Origin of the sequence: Magnetospirillum sp. XM-1 (assembly GCF_001511835.1) — a bacterium.
In the GTDB taxonomy this organism is placed as follows: domain Bacteria; phylum Pseudomonadota; class Alphaproteobacteria; order Rhodospirillales; family Magnetospirillaceae; genus Phaeospirillum.
Window position 1 is genome coordinate 3,767,833 of record NZ_LN997848.1, and the last position, 16,381, is coordinate 3,784,213.

Genomic DNA, 16,381 nt, shown 5'->3' on the forward strand with positions numbered 1-16,381 from the left:
ATTGGCGCGTCTTAACCTTTCCATTTCACGTATCTTCTTCGGCTCGCAACTTCGACCCAGTTTCAGGTAGAGTCACCCCCTCGTCGCGTCTGACCTCGTGATGCGGGGATTTCCGATCAATGGGCCTGAAATGCGGGCACAAGGGCGGATGAGGCGTTGATGGTGAAATCAGAATCTCAAAAGAGTTCCGCATCCTGGTTGTGATTAGGCTGAGCAGGCATGTCGATCGTCGAACATTGGGTTGATGCCCCGGAGGTGGGGCGCGAAACGGTGATCCGTCGCCACCCGGAGACCTTCGCCCATCATTCCTTGGGGGATGGGGCGGATTTCTTTCATGTGTTCGCCAAAGGGGTGCCGAACATCAACTACAAGAAAGTCGTGATGCCCCATGACACCCAGCTCTGGATTCGGGTGTTTCTCGCGGGTGGCGACGAATGTATCCGGCCTGGAATCAGCGCCCCCATTGTGACTGATGAGGAGCGGTTCAGCGTTGGTATCTGCCGCCATCCCGCGTCATTCTATCGAGCCCTGCCGGGAGGGGGCAGCTTCGAGCATGTCGCTTTGGCGCTGACCCCGGATCGGCTGCGTGATTTCTTCGGCGATACGCGTTGCCCTCGTCCCTTGGCCAGGATGCTGGATGATCGCCCCGAGACGCTGGCCCTCACTCCGGCTCGAACGGCCCATTTGGGGCGTATCGTGCAAGATGTTCGCGCCGCCCCTTATCGCGGGAATGCCTTGAGTTTCTTCCTGCAGGGCAAGGTTCTGGAAATGCTGTCGGCGGTGGTCGATCTCATGGATGAGGGCGATTCCGGCGATGACCGCGTGCTGGGCCGGGAGCGTCACCGCCTTTTGGCGGCGCGTGATCTGCTGCTGACCGATCTCGCCTCTCCGCCGGATCTGATGGATGTCGCCCGCCAGGTGGGAACTTCGCCCCGCCGCCTGAACGAGGCGTTCCGACGCGAATTTGGCATGACGGTACAGCAATGGCTGTTGGACCAGAAAATGGCGCAGGCCGCCCAATTCCTGGCTGTCGGCGAATTATCCATCAAGGAAATCGCCTATCGGCTGGGATATTCTCACCGCAGTGCCTTCGCTGCGGCCTTTGCCCAGCGTTTCGGAGTGCCGCCAGCCGGATTCCGTGATGAGCGGGCGAGCGTATATTACGCTCCCGGCACGCCCTCCTAACACTTTAGGCAGGATTTCGTACACCACCTCGGTTCAATTCGGGCCACCCTCTGCGCTCTAATCCCGCTGTCGAGACATTCGACGCGGAGAGCGCATGCCAAGCGATATTCAACATATCCAGGTCGGCCAAGGATTGGAGGTGATCCTGAGGCTCTCCCATGCGCGGAGAGAGCGTCTGAAAGCCATGGTCCAGTTGTCGGTCTCCGATGGACGCTTGGCGGAGACGGGCGGTGATTACGCCTTGGTGGCATGTGTTTCTCCCGCCCGGCTGCGCATCATTCTGGGGCATGGCAACGGTCACGGTTCCAGCCTGGAGAGGCTGCTGTCCGGTGGGTGCGAGCAGGTGGAAATCGCCAATTCCGCCCTGGTGCGCCGTGTCGCCGAGGACCTTTCTCGCACGCCTTATCGTGGATCGGCCTTCAATCTGTATGTCCAAAGCAAGGTCATCGAACTGCTGGTGGACGAGGTTTCGACTTCGGACGAGAGCGATGACCAGCGGCACGCCTTCGCCGTCCGCGACATTCTGTTGACCGATCCGGTTTCTCCCCCGTCCATGGCCGAAATATCCCGCATGGTCGGCGTGCCGCCCCGCAAGCTCAACGCCCAGTTCCGAGCCGTGTTCGGGATGACCGCCTTTGAATGGCTGGTGGACTGGCGTCTGGTTCGCGCCCGCGACCTGGTGATGGATGGCGGCGCCTCCATCAAGGATATCGCCTTTTCACTGGGCTATTCGCACGTCCCCACCTTTTCCGCCGCCTTCACCCGCCGTTTCGGCATGCCCCCGACCCGCTTCCAGGCGAGTCGCAATCAGGATTGATGCCATGACTTCTGTTCCTTCCCGACGCAAACGTCTGAATCTCGGCCTGATGGCCCTTGAGCCGCGCTGGATGTTCGATGGCGCCGCCATGGCCGATGCCGCCCCCGATGCGGCGGCCAAGGCACTGATCCCCGACGCCCCGGCGCCGGTGCAGGTCCGCACCGCCGATCCCGCCCAGGATGGCGGCAAGAAGGAGGTCGTGTTCGTCGATACCTCGGTGGCCGATTACCAGACCCTGGAAGCGGCCGTGAAGCCCGGTGTCGAGGTCCAGGAGATCGACGGCGGCCAGAGCGGCCTGGCCCAGATGGCCAAGTGGGCGGAGACCCATTCCGGCTATGACAGCGTCTCGGTGCTGTCCCATGGCGGTGAAGCCGTCCTGAACCTGGGCAGCGACTACATCACCTGGACAGCGCTGAACGACGCGACCGTGCAGGCGGAACTGGCCCAGATCGGCCACGCCCTGGCGGCGGGGGGCGACATCCTGCTTTACAACTGCAATCTGGCCAAGGGAGACGACGGCCAGCAATTCATCGCCGGACTGGCCGCCGCGACCGGAGCGGACGTGGCCGCGTCCGACAACACCACCGGCGCCTCGAGCGATTGGACGTTGGAGAAGACCATCGGAGAGGTGACGGCCTCGCCGCTGGACGCCTCCAGTCTTGCCAATTACGGCCACGACCTTGTCGGCCCATCGGCGTTCCAGATCAAGATCGACCATCCCTCGAACACCAATGCCTATATCAACACCAATGCCTCGGCGGTTGATTCCAGCGGCAACATATATGTTGCCGGTTCTTTTGACACCGGCGTCGCCCTAGATTCATCCAGTCCCGCCACAATAACCTCGGCGGCGCAGCGCGCGGGCAACCAGGCCGGTTTCATCGCCAAATATTCGTCGTCGGGATCCTTCCTGTGGTCGAAGATCGTGGGCGACAGCGTCTCTCCGCTGGGGACAAACAATCCATTCACGTCCTGCCTTGGTGTCGCGGTCGATAGCAGCGACAATGTCATTGTCACCGGCAGCTTCCAGAAAACGGCCAAGTTCGATCCCGGATCGACCAATGACAACATCACCAGCAATGGCAGTTACGACATATTCGTAACGAAATTCGCATCCGATGGAACCTATGGTTGGACCAAGACCTTTGGCGGCACGGGCAGTGACAACGCCATGGATGTGGCCGTGGTGGGCGGAACCAACATCGTCCTGATCGGAACCTTCAATACCAGCGTGAATTTCGGTGGAACAACGGTCACGGACCGGGGCGGCGGCAACGCCGCCTATGTTTTGTGCCTTGATGCCATTGGCGCGACCCAATGGGTGAATGCCTACGACGCCTACAATTACCCGGCATCGCAGGCCCAGGGAACCGAGCGGGGCTACGCGGTGGACTCGGACGGAACCAGCATCTTCGTTTCCGGCCTGATCTCCGGCGGCTCGACCGTGAACATGAACCCGCAAGGCACGGCGTCCGACCTGACGTCGTCTCTGGGCGGAGACACGATGTTCGTGCAAAAGCTCAATTCCAGCGGCATCAATCAGTGGGCCTTCGCGCTTCCGTTCTCGCCAAGTTCTCGACACAGCATTCTTAGCCATGACGCGGCTGGTAACGTGATCGTCGCCGGCGTTTACAGCGGGACGAAGGATTTCGACCCTAGCGTGGCCACGCACAACCTTAGCTCTTCCGGCGGATCGACGGATACCTATGTCGCCAAATATAGCGGCGTCAATGGGGCCTATATCTGGGCCGACAGCATCGGTGGTGCGGGGACCGACGGCGGCAACGGTATCGCCGTCATCGCCGACGCATCGAACAACGTCTATGTCGGCGGCGTGACCAATGGAAGTTCCATTGACTTGAATCCTGCTGGCGGGGGCACCGTCTCGGGCCTGAGCTCTTATAGCCTGTTCCAGGTAAAGCTGGACTCGTCCGGCGCCTATGTGTGGGGCAAAACCGGGACGAGCAGCGCCCAAATCAACGCGCGCGACATTCTCTTGACCGGCGGCAAGATCGGATTGGTCGGCGACATGGGGGTGGGAACCCTGGGATCGTTCAGCAACTCCGGAACCTCCATGACGTTCAACGCCTGGAATGCCGGGTTTGTCGAGGGATACGCCTCGGATGGCACCCCCTTCGGCGGCACGCCGCCCCCCGGCCCCAGCTTCACCTCGTCCGCGACCGCCAATTTCGCCGAGAACGGCACGGGGACCGCCTATACGGCGGCGGCCACCGGAACCGGCACCGTCACCTATGCCCTGAGCGGAACCGACGCCGGCAAGTTCGATCTGAACACCTCGACCGGCGTGCTGACCTTCAAGGCCGCCCCCAATTTCGAGGCTCCGGGCAGCGGCGCCAGCTCCAACTCTTATTCCGTCACCATCAGCGCAACCGACGACAATGGCACGGCGTCGCAAGGCGTGACCATCAGCGTCACCGACGTGGCTCCCGCCTGGACGGCTCCGGCTCCCATCACCCTGAACGATAACAGCGCCAACGGCGCCGCAGTGGCGACATTGACTGGGACCGGCGACACCAGTGGGGTTACTTGGTCGATTCAGAGCGGCAACGCCTCGGGTCTGTTCGCCATCAACGCAACCACCGGCGCCATCACCGTCGCCGACGCCACCAAGTTCGATGTCGGAACGACGCCGTCCTATACCCTTAGCGTGCGCGAAACCGACGGCACCACCAACGCGGACCACAATATCACCGTCAATGTGAGCCATGTCGGCCCGACCTTCAGCTCGGGCGCCACCACCAATTTTGCCGAGAACGGTGCCGGCACTGTCTATACGGCGGCGGCGACCGCCAGTGGTGGCACGGTGAGCTATGCCTTGGCGGGAGCTGATGCCGGTAAGTTCAACATCAGCAGCACGACCGGCGCAGTGACATTCAAGGTGCCGCCGAATTTTGAAAATCCGGCCAGTGCCGCTAATTCCAATGTTTACAACATCACCATCAACGCCACGGATAACAACGGCACCTCGTCCAAGGCCGTCGCCATCACCGTTACCGATGTGGCTCCAACCTGGACCGCTCCGGCACCCGTCACCCTGAATGACAATAGTGCCAACGGCGTCACGGTGGCGACACTGACCGGGACTGGCGACACAACCGGTGTTACGTGGTCGATTCAGGGTGGCAACGCCTCTGGACTGTTCGCCATCAATACCGCAACCGGCGTCATTACCGTCGCGGACGCCACCAAGTTCAATTTCGCGACCACGCCATCCTATACCTTGGCGATCCGCGAAACCGACGGCAACACGAATGCGGATCACAACGTCACGGTTAATGTGAACCACTTCGTTGCTGCTGTTGTCGCGCCACCACCGCCGCCGCCCGAGCCGAAGCAGGCTCCCGCCCCAGCTCCTGTTGTTGTGGCGCCACAACCGGCGCCGCCGCCAGTTGAACAACCACAGACCATCATTCGCGACACCACCCCACCACCGGTGTTCGCTCCAATTTCAGCGCCGTCACAAGCTCCGGTCGCGGCCCCCGTTGCCGATGCGCCCAAGGCCCCCGTTGCGGGACCGGTCGGCGACAGTTCGAAGACGCAGATCAGCGAGGCCCCCAAGGCCGTGGCTCCCGTTACCCCGGTCGTGGTGGCGCCTCCAGTCATTCCGGTCGTCATGACGACCCAGCTTACGCCTCCGACGGCGGATGGCGGATTCCGTGTGCCGGTGGTTACCGCAACCCAAGGCGGGCCTCCGGTCGAGGGGTTGCTCGCCCTTCGCCCCGAGGTTCAGGTGCCTCCACTCGCCGATGGCCCCATGAAGGTCACAATTCCGGCGGATGCCTTTGTCCATAGCCGTTCCGATGCCGTGGTCACGCTGAGCGCGGCTCGCGTGACGGGGCAGCCGTTGCCGTCATGGCTCAATTTCGACTCCCGCTCCGGCACCTTGGCGGGGCAGCCGCCCGCCGACTTCAAGGGCACCATGGTGGTCCGCATCATCGCCCGCGACGACAAGGGCCAGGAAGCCACCATCACGGTGCGCATCAACGGGTTGCCGGAGAAGACCGGCGCCGTCCGGGACGGCAACGTCATCAAGCTGGGCCATCACCTCCGTGACAAGCCGGTGGGCAAGATCGCCTTCACCCAACAACTCAAGCTGGCTGCCCGCAACGCCGCCGTCCGCTTTTCCTAAGACCAGGGGATAGATCACCATGACCATCGTTTCCGCTCGCATGGCCCGCCTTCTGGCCGCCGTTTCCACCGCCGCCCTGCTGTCGGCTTGCGCCGTGACGCCGACGCCGTTCACCCAGGATGAATTCTCGGCCAAGGCCAAGGCCGACCGCGCCGCCATGTTCGACGGCCAGGAGGTGATGTCCAAGCCGCTTACCCTGTCCGATGCGGTGGCCCGCGTGCTGAAGTATAATCTGGATAAGCGGGCCAAGATGATGGACGAGGCCCTGGCCCTGGGGCAGCTCGACCTCGACCGCTTCGACCTGCTGCCCAAGCTGGCGGCTAATGCCGGCTATACCGAGCGCTCGGCCCCCAATGCGACGCGGTCGCGCGACCTCTATACCCAGACCACCAGCACGTCCAATCCCAGCTATTCGGCGGATCGGTTCTCCATCACCAACGATCTGGGCCTGACCTGGAACATTCTGGATTTCGGCGTGTCCTACTTCACGGCCCAGCAGAATGCCGATCGCGCTCTGATCGCCAAGGAAAAGCGGCGCAAGACCGTGGCCAATCTAGTCCAGGAAGTGCGCTTCACCTTCTGGCGGGCCGCTGCAGCCCAGGTGCTGAAGGGCAAGGTCACGGATGTCATCGCCAATGCCGAGCGGGCGTTGAAAGATTCCGAGCGGGTCGAGGCGGAGAAGCTGAAGAACCCCACTGAAAGCTTGCGCATTCAGAAGACCCTGCTGGAAAGCATCCGCCAGTTGGAGGCCATCGACCAGGAGCTGACCACCGCCAAGTCGGAACTGGCCGCCCTGATCAACGTGGCTCCCGGCAGCGACTTCAAGCTGGACGTGCCCGCCAATGGCGGCATGACCATCCCCGCCTGGGACATACCCATCGAGCAGATGGAAGAAGCGGCGTTGATCAACAACCCCGATCTGCGCGAGCAAGATTACCAGAGTCGCATCGCCATCGATGACACTCACAAGGAGATCCTGAAGCTGCTGCCGGGCGTGACCCTGTCGTTCTCGCGCCAGTACGACTCCAACTCCTTCCTGATGGACAACCGCTGGAACGACGTGGGCACAAAGGTTACATGGAACCTCATCAATCTGCTGGCGGCGCCGGACCGTCTCGCCCATGCCGACAGCGCCGAAAAGGTGGTCGACGCCAAGCGCATCGCGCTGCGCATGGCGGTGCTGGCCCAGGTCCATGTGATCTCGCATCAGTTCGCCAGCGCGGCCAAGCAGTTCGAGCGGGCCGACAAACTGTGGGGGATCGAGAGCCGTCTGGCCGAAGCCTCTGGCAATCAGCAGCGCGGCGGCACTCAGAACGAGATCGAGCGCATCAGCACCGAGACCTCGGCCATCGCCGCCGAGCTTCGACGTTTCCAGACCTATGCCCAGATGCAATCGGCCTACGGCAAGCTGCAATCAACCCTCGGCGCTGATCCGGTGCCCGAGCGGGTGGCCTCGCAATCTCTAGATGGGCTGTCGGGGGCCATAGTGCTGGCCATGCCGCCGGTGGTGAAAGCCGATGCCGCGCCGGTGGCGGCGCCCGCCGTGATCGAGACGGTGACCCCCGACACCCCCGCGCCCAAGCCCGAGCATCAGGACGCCATGGCCTGGCTGGGGACGTTCATCTCCAACGGCCTCGCCAAGCCGGCCGAGGCCGCGCCGGTGGCCGCTCCCGAGCCCGAACGCAAGGACTCGCTGGGTGACGGTCTGGCGTGGCTGGGCGGCAAGATCAGCCGTCTTGCCGATCGGGTCAGTGAATAAGCGCGAACAGCCCGATTGGACGGTGAAGCATGGGTCCCATCAAGCGCAAACGTCGGAAGATGGATCTGGGGCTCATGGCCCTGGAGCCGCGCTGGATGTTCGACGGGGCGGCAGTGGCGGACGCTGCCCATGCCGCCCCCGATCCTGCGGCGAAGGCGCTGATTCCAGACGCTCCTGCCCCGGTGGAGCTCAAGACTGCCGATCCGGCCCAGAACAGTGGCAAAAAGGAGGTGGTGTTCGTCGATACCTCGGTGGCCGATTACAAGACCCTGGAAGCGGCGGTGAAGCCGGGTATCGAGATCGAGGAGATCGACGGTGGCCAGAGTGGTCTGGCCCAGATGGCCAAGTGGGCGGAGACCCACTCCGGCTATGACAGCATTTCCATCCTGTCGCACGGTAACGACGGCATGGTGAAGGTCGGCGCCGATGTCCTGACCGAGTCGATGCTGTCCGACACGACCATCCAGGCCGAACTGGCCCAGATCGGCCATGCGCTGCAGGCTGGGGGCGATCTGCTTCTGTATGGTTGCGACATCGCTGGGGACGGTGACGGCAAGGCCTTCATCAACGATCTAGCCGCCGCCACCGGCGCTGACGTCGCCGCTTCGACCGATGTAACCGGCATTCATGGAAATTGGTCACTGGAATACCAAACCGGCGTCATCGACCGGGGGGCGCCGCTCGATGACGGTGCCCTCAGTGGCTACGGCCACGATCTGACGGCCCTTTATTTTGATATGGGAACTGGCGTGACGCTCGTTTACGCCTGGAACGGAACATTATGGGCCAACATCAACGGTTCTTACTCATTCTATTTTAATACCAATTCAACCACTCAGTCCTACCATGTCGAGTTCAATGGATCCTTCCAGTACAGCGCCGGCCCCAACACCGGACAAACCGTCTTTCTCGTCGGAACCCAGGATTTCGTGTCCTCGCCGGCTCCGGCTTACGACGGGTTCGCAAATCCATCATACCCGTTCAAGACAACCATAAGCGGTGGCGGCGCGACCATGAAGGTCGGCAACAATCCTCAGACCGCCACTACGGATTTCGTGCCGACCTATGCCGGAACCTTCTACATAAGTTCAGTCGTTGGCCTTGACTCGACGTGGAACTCGATTAACGGCAGCGGGTCGGCGACCGGATCGCGGGCCATCAATCCCAATACCGCGCCGAGTTTCGTCGGCGGTACGTCGCAATCGGTGACGGTAGCGGTCGGCGCCTCGGCGATGGATCTGAAATCTTATCTGCATGTCAGCGACAGCGATTCCAGCCAGACCGAGACCTGGACGCAAAGCAGCGGGCCCAGCCACGGCGCCTTGAACATATCTAGCGCCACCGCCTCATCGGGCAGCACCGACATCACGCCGGGCGGAACAATCACCTACACGCCGACAGCCGGATACACTGGCACGGACACGTTCAGCATTCAGGTCAGCGACGGCACCGCCACGGCCACCAAGACCTTCACCATCACCGTCAACGACGCGCCGACCATCACCGGGGCTGGCGCAGGGCAGACCGTCAACGACACCGCCACAGTGTCGCCGTTCGGTGGCGTTACCATCGCCGATACGGGAGCACCGGCCCAGACCGAGACGGTGACCGTCACCCTGGATGCGGCGGCCAAGGGCAGCTTCACCACCCTGAACGGTTTCAGCAATTCGGGTGGCGGCGCCTATACCTTCACCGGCACGGCAGCGGCGGCGACCACGGCGATTCGCGGCTTGGTCTTCACCCCCACCGCAAACCGGGTGGTGCCGGGCTCGACCGAGACCACCACCTTCACCGTAGCGGTCAATGACGGCATCACCACTACCAGCAACGCCACCACCACGGTGGTCTCCACCTCGATCAACGACACGCCGACCAATATTGCCCTGTCGTCGTCCAGCGTGGCCGAGAACAGCGCCGCTGGCACGGTGGTCGGTACTCTGTCCACCACCGATGCCGATACCAGCGACAGCACTACCTATTCGCTGGTGGGCGGGGCCACCACCAAGTTCCAGATCGTCGGCAGCCAGCTGCAGGTCAAGGCCGGAGCGGGTCTCGATTACGAGACCGCGACCAGCCAGAGCGTGACGGTGCGAACCACCGATTCCCAGGGGGCTTTCTACGACAAGGCCTTCACCATCACCGTCACCAACGTCAACGAGGCGCCCACCGACATCGCCCTCTCGGCCGCTTCGGTGGCAGAAAACAGCGCCGCCGGAACAGTGGTGGGTAATCTGTCCAGCACCGACCAGGATGCGGGCAACACCTTCACCTATTCGCTGGTGGGCGGCGCCACGTCGAAGTTCCAGATCGTCGGCAATCAGTTACAGGTCAAGGCCGGGGCCAATCTGGACTACGAGTCCGCCACCAGCCAGAGCGTGACAGTGCGGACCACCGACCAGGGCGGCCTGACCTATGACAAGGCCTTCACCATCGCCATCACCAATGTCAACGATGCCGCCACCGTCACCATCAACGAGGGCGCGACGGTGGTCCAAGGCCAGTCGGTGACCATCTCCAACGCCAAGCTGTCCTCCTATGATGGTGAGCAGGCATCCAGCACCCTGAGCTATACCGTCATCACCAAGCCCACCGGTGGAACCCTTTACAAGAGTGGCGTGGCGCTGAACAACGGCGACACCTTCCTGCAATCGGATCTGGGGGCTGGTAACATCACCTACACCCATGGCGGTGGGGGCGGCGCCAGCGACAACTTCGTCTTCAAGGTGACCGACAACGCCGCTAACGATACCGCCAGCACCACTTTCGCCATCACCGTGAACCGCCAGCCGGTGGTGGCCAACGCCATCGCCAATCAGTCGTGGTCGGGCTCCGGGGTGAAGACCTTCCAGTTCGCCAGCAACGTCTTCACCGACGCCGATGCCGATGCCATGACCTATTCGGCGAAGCAGCAGGATGGCTCCGCCCTGCCGTCCTGGCTGTCGTTCAACTCCGCCACCCGGACCTTTTCCGGCAATCCGCCTTCAGGCGTCGCCAGCATCGCCCTTCGGGTGACCGCCGATGACGGTCGCGGCGGCAGCGCCACCAACGACTTCACCATCAGCATCGCCAATGCCAACGATACCGCCACCTTGGCCAACGCCATTCCCAACCAGACCTGGACCGGATCGGGGGCCAAGAGCTATCAGGTGCCGGCCAACACCTTCTCGGCCGATCCCGACGGCGATGCGCTGAGCTATTCCGCAACGTTACAGGGCGGCGGAGCGCTGCCCTCCTGGCTGTCGTTTGATGCCGCCAGCCGCACCTTCAGCGGTAATCCGCCCTCAGGCGTCGGGTCCTACAATCTGACCGTCACCGCCAATGACGGCAATGGCGGCACGGTGGCCTCCACCTTCACCCTGACACTGACCACCGTCAACGACGCGCCGGTTCTGGCCAATCCGCTGGGGCCACAGACCATGAGCGGGCCGGGGGTGTTGAGCTATACGGTTCCGGCCAACACCTTCACCGACGCCGATAATGACACGCTGACCTGGAGCGCCACCAAGGCCGACGGCAGCGCTTTGCCCTCCTGGCTGAGCTTCAATGCCGCCACCCGTGTCCTGTCGGGCAACGCCCCCAACAATCTTCCCCAGGTGGACGTCAAGATCAGCGTGTCGGATGGCAATGGCGGCAGTGCCTCTTCGTCCTTCCGCCTCAACATCGACCAGAACACCAGCAATGACGCCCCGGTCCTCGCCAATGCCATCGCCAACACCACCTGGACCGGATCGGGGGCCAAGACCTATCAGATTCCCGGCAACACCTTCATCGATGCCGATGGCGACACCCTGGCCCTGTCCGCCACCCTGACTGGCGGCGGGGCGCTACCCTCCTGGCTGCATTTCAATCCCCAAACCTGGACATTCTCGGGCAATCCCCCCGCAACCGCCGACGGCCAGACCTATGCCATCACGGTCACCGCCAATGACAACGAGGGCGGCAGCATCACCGGCGCCTTCGGCCTGACCATCGCCAGCGCCAACGACGCTCCGGCCCTTACGGTCGGCATCGCCGATCAGGCCATGACGGGCTCCGGCAGCTGGTCCTATCAGGTTCCGGTCAACACCTTCACCGATGCCGACGGCGACACCATCACCTGGAGCGCCACCCAGTCCGACGGCAGCGCCTTGCCGTCCTGGTTGTCCTTCGACGCCAATACCCGCACCTTCTCCGGCAATCCGCCGTCCAGCGTCTCGACTGTGCTGCTGAAGGTGACGGGGGCCGATCCCTCGGCGGCGGCGGTGTCCAGCAGTTTCACCCTTCGGGTCTCCAATTCCAACGACGCGCCGGTGGTGGCCAATGGGCTGACGGGGCAGACCATGTCGGGGCCGGGGTCGTGGACCTATCAGGTTCCGGCCAACACTTTCACTGATGCCGACAACGACACCCTGACCTATTCCGCCACGCAAGTGGATGGTTCGGCCCTGCCGTCCTGGCTGTCCTTCGACGCCAGCACCCGCACCTTTTCCGGAAATCCCCCCTGGGGGGCGCCCGGCGTGGCGCTGAAGGTCACCGCCGATGACGGCCATGGCGGCAGCGCCGCCTCGTCGTTCCAGCTCTCCATCGACCAGAACACCACCAATGACGCGCCTGTGGTCGCCAACGCCATTGCCGCCCAGACCAAGGACGGCTCGGGAACCTGGACCTATCAGGTTCCGGCCAACACCTTCTTCGACGCCGACGGCACCCCGGTGAGCCTGAGCGCATCCTTGAGCAGCGGTGCCGTCCTGCCGTCCTGGCTCAGCTTTAATGCCTCGACCTGGACGTTTTCCGGCAATCCGCCGGCCTCGGTCAACGGCCAAACCTTCGCCATCCGGGTGACGGCCACCGATCCGCAGAACTCCACCGTGGCCAACAGCTTCAACCTGACGGTCACCAACGCCAACGATACCCCGACGGTGGCCAACGCCATCACCGATCAGAGCTGGAGCGGGGCGGGGAACAAGACCTTCCAGTTCAACGCCAACGTCTTCAACGACGCCGACGGCGATGCCATGACCTATACCGCCACTCAGGCGGATGGTACCGCCCTGCCGTCCTGGCTCAGCTTCACCGGCTCGACGCGGACCTTCTCCGGCAACCCGCCCTCCAGCTTGTCCTATATCGACCTCAAGGTAACGTCCTCGGACGGCAATGGCGGCGCCAGATCCACCACCTTCCGGGAATACATCTCCAACGCCAACGATCAGCCCACCGTCAGTTCACCGACGATCTCTGGAGCCTTGGGCAAGGGCGGCTCGGCGCCGATCCCCGGCGGCACCTTCAGCGATCCCGATGGTGACCCCCTGACCTACACCGCCAAAGGGCCCAACAACACGCCGTTGCCGTCCTGGGTGAGGTTCGATCCGACCACCAAAACCTTTACAGGCACCCCGCCCCAGGGACAAAGCGGCTCCATTCCGGTGACGGTGACGGTGACCGACTCATCAGGGTCGACGGCATCGTCCACCATGACGCTCACCTATGACAATCCGTCTCCGCCACCACCACCTCCTCCTCCGCCACCTCCGCCGCCGGTCGTCGAGGCTCCCAAGCCGCCTCCTCCTCCGCCGTCCGAGGGACCGGCATTGATTACGTCGATCCGGGCGGCGGTATCGGATAATGGCGCCTTCGCCCAAGGGAGCCAGGGCGGCAATGCCGGTATCGCTGCTGGAACTCCCGTGACCAGCGGCGGCGGCTTCCAGGTGTCGTTGGGAGCGCCCTCGGTCAATGCCGTGCGGGACGGCTCGCTGTTCGTCGCCAAGGGTATTCCCACCGTCGAGGTGACCAACACCAACGTCATCAGCTTCGCCATTCCCAACGATGCCTTCGGCCATACCAATGCCGATGCCGGCGTCCAACTGGCTGCCAAGCTGACCGATGGTCGGCCGTTGCCGGCTTGGGTGTTGTTCGACCCTGCCAAGGGCGCCTTCGTCGGCGAGGCCCCGCCCGGCTTCAAGGGAACCCTGTCGGTAACAGTGGTGGCCCGTGACAGTGCCGGGCACGAGGTGGCCACAACCTTCCGTATCCAGGTCGGCGGCGGCGCCGTCAAGGATGGCGGGGAGGCTCCGACCAAACCGGCAGAGCAAGAACGCCCGGCACCGCAGGGACAGCGCAGTGGCGACATCCATCGTAGCGGCAAGCTTGCCTTCTCCCAGCAACTCAAGCAGGCCGGTCGCCACGCGGCCATGGCCCGTCTGGCGCGGTGGGCATGACCATGCTGGGACTGCGCAAAGCCAATACCGTTCTGGAACCCGGCAACCGCTTCGAGAAGGTCGGGTTGTGGGGATCGGTCTGGACGGTCGAGGAGATCTTCCAGCCCCCCGGCCTGCCGCACCATGCCCGGTTGGTGGATATCAATACCGGTCGACGCATGACGGTGGCGGAATCGGTTCTCCGCGATCCGGACTGTTTTGCCGCTTTAGGGATTACGCCGTGATGATCACGTTGCCTTTTTCTCCGAATCGCCTGGGATGGGCGGTTCCGGCCCTGTGCCTGCTGTCCTGCGGGGTGGCAGCACAGGAGCCAGTGATCCCGGTCCAACTGGTGGCGGTGCAGTTCACGACCCTATCGGCGGAACTGCCGGGCAAGATCGACCGCATCGCCGTCAAGGAAGGCGACCGCTTCAAGGAGGGCCAGCAACTGGTCGCCTTCGACTGCGTCATCCAGCGGGCGCAGTTGGACGAGGCCCAGGCGGTGCTGGGGGCGGCGGAGAAGTCCAAGTCGGTGCATAAGCGCCTGCTGGAACTGAACTCCGCCGGCACATTGGAGACCGAGAAGTCGGCGTCGGACGCCGCCGTGGCCCAGGCCAAGCTCAACTCGGCCCGCGCCGTCGCCACCAAATGCGGCATCGCCGCACCGTTCTCCGGCCGAGTGGTGGAGCAGAAGGCCAGAGCCCATCAATATGTCCAAGCTGGCCAGCCCATTCTCGATATCCTGGACGACTCGACCCTGGAAGCCGAATTCATCGTGCCGTCGGGCTGGGTGCGTAACCTCAAGCCCGGCCTGGTGGTCCAGGTGGCAGTGGACGAGGTCAAGAAGGTCTATCCCGCCAAGATCGCCCGCATCGGCGCCAAGGTCGACGCGGTCAGCCATTCGGTCAAGGTGGTGGCGGAAGTGCGGGGCGACTATCCCGAGTTGATCGCCGGCATGACCGGCAGAGTGCAGATGCCGGCACCATGAGCGACAACCCGCTCATCACTCTGCTGGGCCTGGAGGAACACGCCCGTCGGGCGGCCAATTCCACCGAGCTGGGCTTCGTCGTGGTCAATGACAGCCGGGCCTTGGCGGTCTATCGCCAAGCGGCGCTGTTCATGGACGGTGAGGGCTTGAAGGCGGTGTCCGGCGTCGCCGGGATCGAGAGCGGAGCACCCTTCACCCTTTGGCTGGAGTGGGTGTTTAAGCGTCTAGCCTCCGATGACGTGCGCCAAGCCGGTCCCGCTGATCTGGAGGGAGCCGATGCCGAGCAATGGTCGGAATGGCTGCCGCCCCATGCCCTCTTGCTGCCGCTGAAGGACCGGGACGGCAAACGGCTTGGTACTCTGTTGCTGGCCCGCGACGAGGAATGGGGCGATCAGGACATCGCCCTGCTGACCCGCGCCTCGGATTTCTACGGCCATGCCTGGGCAGTGCTGCACCGGCCATCCCCGATCGCTCATTGGCGGGCTAGGCTGATCGCCATCCCGAAATGGCGTCTCAAGCTGGCGGTAGGAATCGTCCTGGCCCTGCTGTTTCCGGTACGCCTGTCGGTGCTGGCTCCGGCCGAGGTGGTGGCCCACGACCCGGCGGTGATCCGCTCGCCTATAGAGGGCGTCATCGAAAAGGTGCATGTCCGGCCCAACCAGCAAGTGGCCGAGGGCGATGTGCTGTTCGAGTTGGACCGCACCACGCTCACCGGCAAGCTGGAGGTGGCCAAGAAGGCGCTGTCCACCGCCCAGGCCGAGCTGGATCAGGCGACCCAGCAGGCATTCTTCGATTCCAAGGCCAAGGGGCAGCTTGCCATCATCCGCGCCCGTATTGAGGAGCGGAGCGCCGAGGCGGCGCAACTCGAAGATCTGATGAATCGCTCCCAGGTCAAGGCGTCCCGCGGGGGCGTGGCGGTGCTGGATGATCCCGCCGAATGGCAGGGCCGCCCGGTCAATGTGGGCGAGAAGGTGCTGGCGGTGGCCGCGCCCAACGACGTGGAGGTGGAGGCTTGGCTGGCGCCCGCCGATGTCATCGCGCTGGAGAAGGGCGATCCGGTCAGCCTGTTCCTCAACGCCGATCCGCTATCGACTGTGTCGGCCAAGCTGCTCTATGTCACCTATGAAGCCATCCCCCAGCCCGACGGCACGCTGGGCCATCGGGTGCGGGCTGAATTGGCCAAGGGCGAGGCTGGTCCCCGGCTGGGATTGAAGGGCACCGCCCGGCTCGACGGTCACCGGGTGGCGCTGATCTATTGGCTGGCGCGACGGCCCTTGGCGGTCATACGCACTGTCATGGGCCTGTAGCC

The 16,381-nt window shown here is 63.6% G+C and carries 8 protein-coding genes; all 8 read left to right on the forward strand.

The window, feature by feature from the left end:
• Positions 1-219 precede the first annotated feature (219 nt).
• The 8 genes from XM1_RS17375 (at position 220) to XM1_RS17410 (ending at position 16,379) form a co-directional block, all read left to right on the forward strand.
• On the forward strand, positions 220-1,185 hold the full coding sequence (locus XM1_RS17375) for a helix-turn-helix transcriptional regulator (protein ID WP_068435701.1): 966 nt from the start codon (positions 220-222) through the stop codon (positions 1,183-1,185).
• A 139-nt stretch (positions 1,186-1,324) separates the two neighbouring features.
• Entirely contained in the window at positions 1,325-2,002 is a 678-nt protein-coding gene (locus XM1_RS17380; RefSeq protein WP_172821935.1) for a helix-turn-helix transcriptional regulator, read from the forward strand.
• A gap of 4 nt (positions 2,003-2,006) precedes the next feature.
• Positions 2,007-6,152, forward strand: a complete 4,146-nt coding sequence (locus XM1_RS17385; RefSeq protein ID WP_172821936.1) for a DUF4347 domain-containing protein — start codon at positions 2,007-2,009, stop codon at positions 6,150-6,152.
• A gap of 19 nt (positions 6,153-6,171) precedes the next feature.
• Positions 6,172-7,911 (forward strand): TolC family protein, encoded by a 1,740-nt coding sequence (locus XM1_RS17390; RefSeq protein ID WP_231920567.1) that lies wholly within the window; start codon positions 6,172-6,174, stop codon positions 7,909-7,911.
• 29 nt (positions 7,912-7,940) lie between these two features.
• Positions 7,941-14,105 carry a putative Ig domain-containing protein gene (locus tag XM1_RS17395; protein WP_068435706.1) on the forward strand — a complete coding sequence of 2,055 codons (6,165 nt, stop codon included), beginning with the start codon at positions 7,941-7,943 and terminating at the stop codon, positions 14,103-14,105.
• A complete protein-coding gene (locus XM1_RS17400; protein ID WP_068435708.1) occupies positions 14,102-14,329 on the forward strand; it encodes a hypothetical protein in 228 nt (75 codons plus the stop codon). Before XM1_RS17395 ends, XM1_RS17400 begins: the two co-directional genes overlap by 4 nt.
• Positions 14,329-15,072: an efflux RND transporter periplasmic adaptor subunit gene (locus tag XM1_RS17405; RefSeq protein WP_068435710.1), complete on the forward strand. Its 744-nt coding sequence runs from the start codon at positions 14,329-14,331 to the stop codon at positions 15,070-15,072. Before XM1_RS17400 ends, XM1_RS17405 begins: the two co-directional genes overlap by 1 nt.
• The gene (locus XM1_RS17410; protein WP_068435712.1) at positions 15,069-16,379 is read left to right on the forward strand and encodes an efflux RND transporter periplasmic adaptor subunit; all 1,311 of its coding nucleotides are present in this window, start codon (positions 15,069-15,071) and stop codon (positions 16,377-16,379) included. The genes XM1_RS17405 and XM1_RS17410 overlap by 4 nt, the downstream gene beginning before the upstream one ends.
• Positions 16,380-16,381: the final 2 nt, after the last annotated feature.

What these genes read in the sequence shown, in the direction of transcription:
- XM1_RS17395 (WP_068435706.1), top strand. Translation starts at nt 7,941, where the DNA reads ATGGGTCCCATCAAGCGCAAACGTCGGAAGATGGATCTGGGGCTCATG.
- XM1_RS17400 (WP_068435708.1), top strand. Translation starts at nt 14,102, where the DNA reads ATGACCATGCTGGGACTGCGCAAAGCCAATACCGTTCTGGAACCCGGC.
- XM1_RS17375 (WP_068435701.1), top strand. Translation starts at nt 220, where the DNA reads ATGTCGATCGTCGAACATTGGGTTGATGCCCCGGAGGTGGGGCGCGAA.
- XM1_RS17390 (WP_231920567.1), top strand. Translation starts at nt 6,172, where the DNA reads ATGACCATCGTTTCCGCTCGCATGGCCCGCCTTCTGGCCGCCGTTTCC.
- XM1_RS17410 (WP_068435712.1), top strand. Translation starts at nt 15,069, where the DNA reads ATGAGCGACAACCCGCTCATCACTCTGCTGGGCCTGGAGGAACACGCC.
- XM1_RS17385 (WP_172821936.1), top strand. Translation starts at nt 2,007, where the DNA reads ATGACTTCTGTTCCTTCCCGACGCAAACGTCTGAATCTCGGCCTGATG.
- XM1_RS17405 (WP_068435710.1), top strand. Translation starts at nt 14,329, where the DNA reads ATGATCACGTTGCCTTTTTCTCCGAATCGCCTGGGATGGGCGGTTCCG.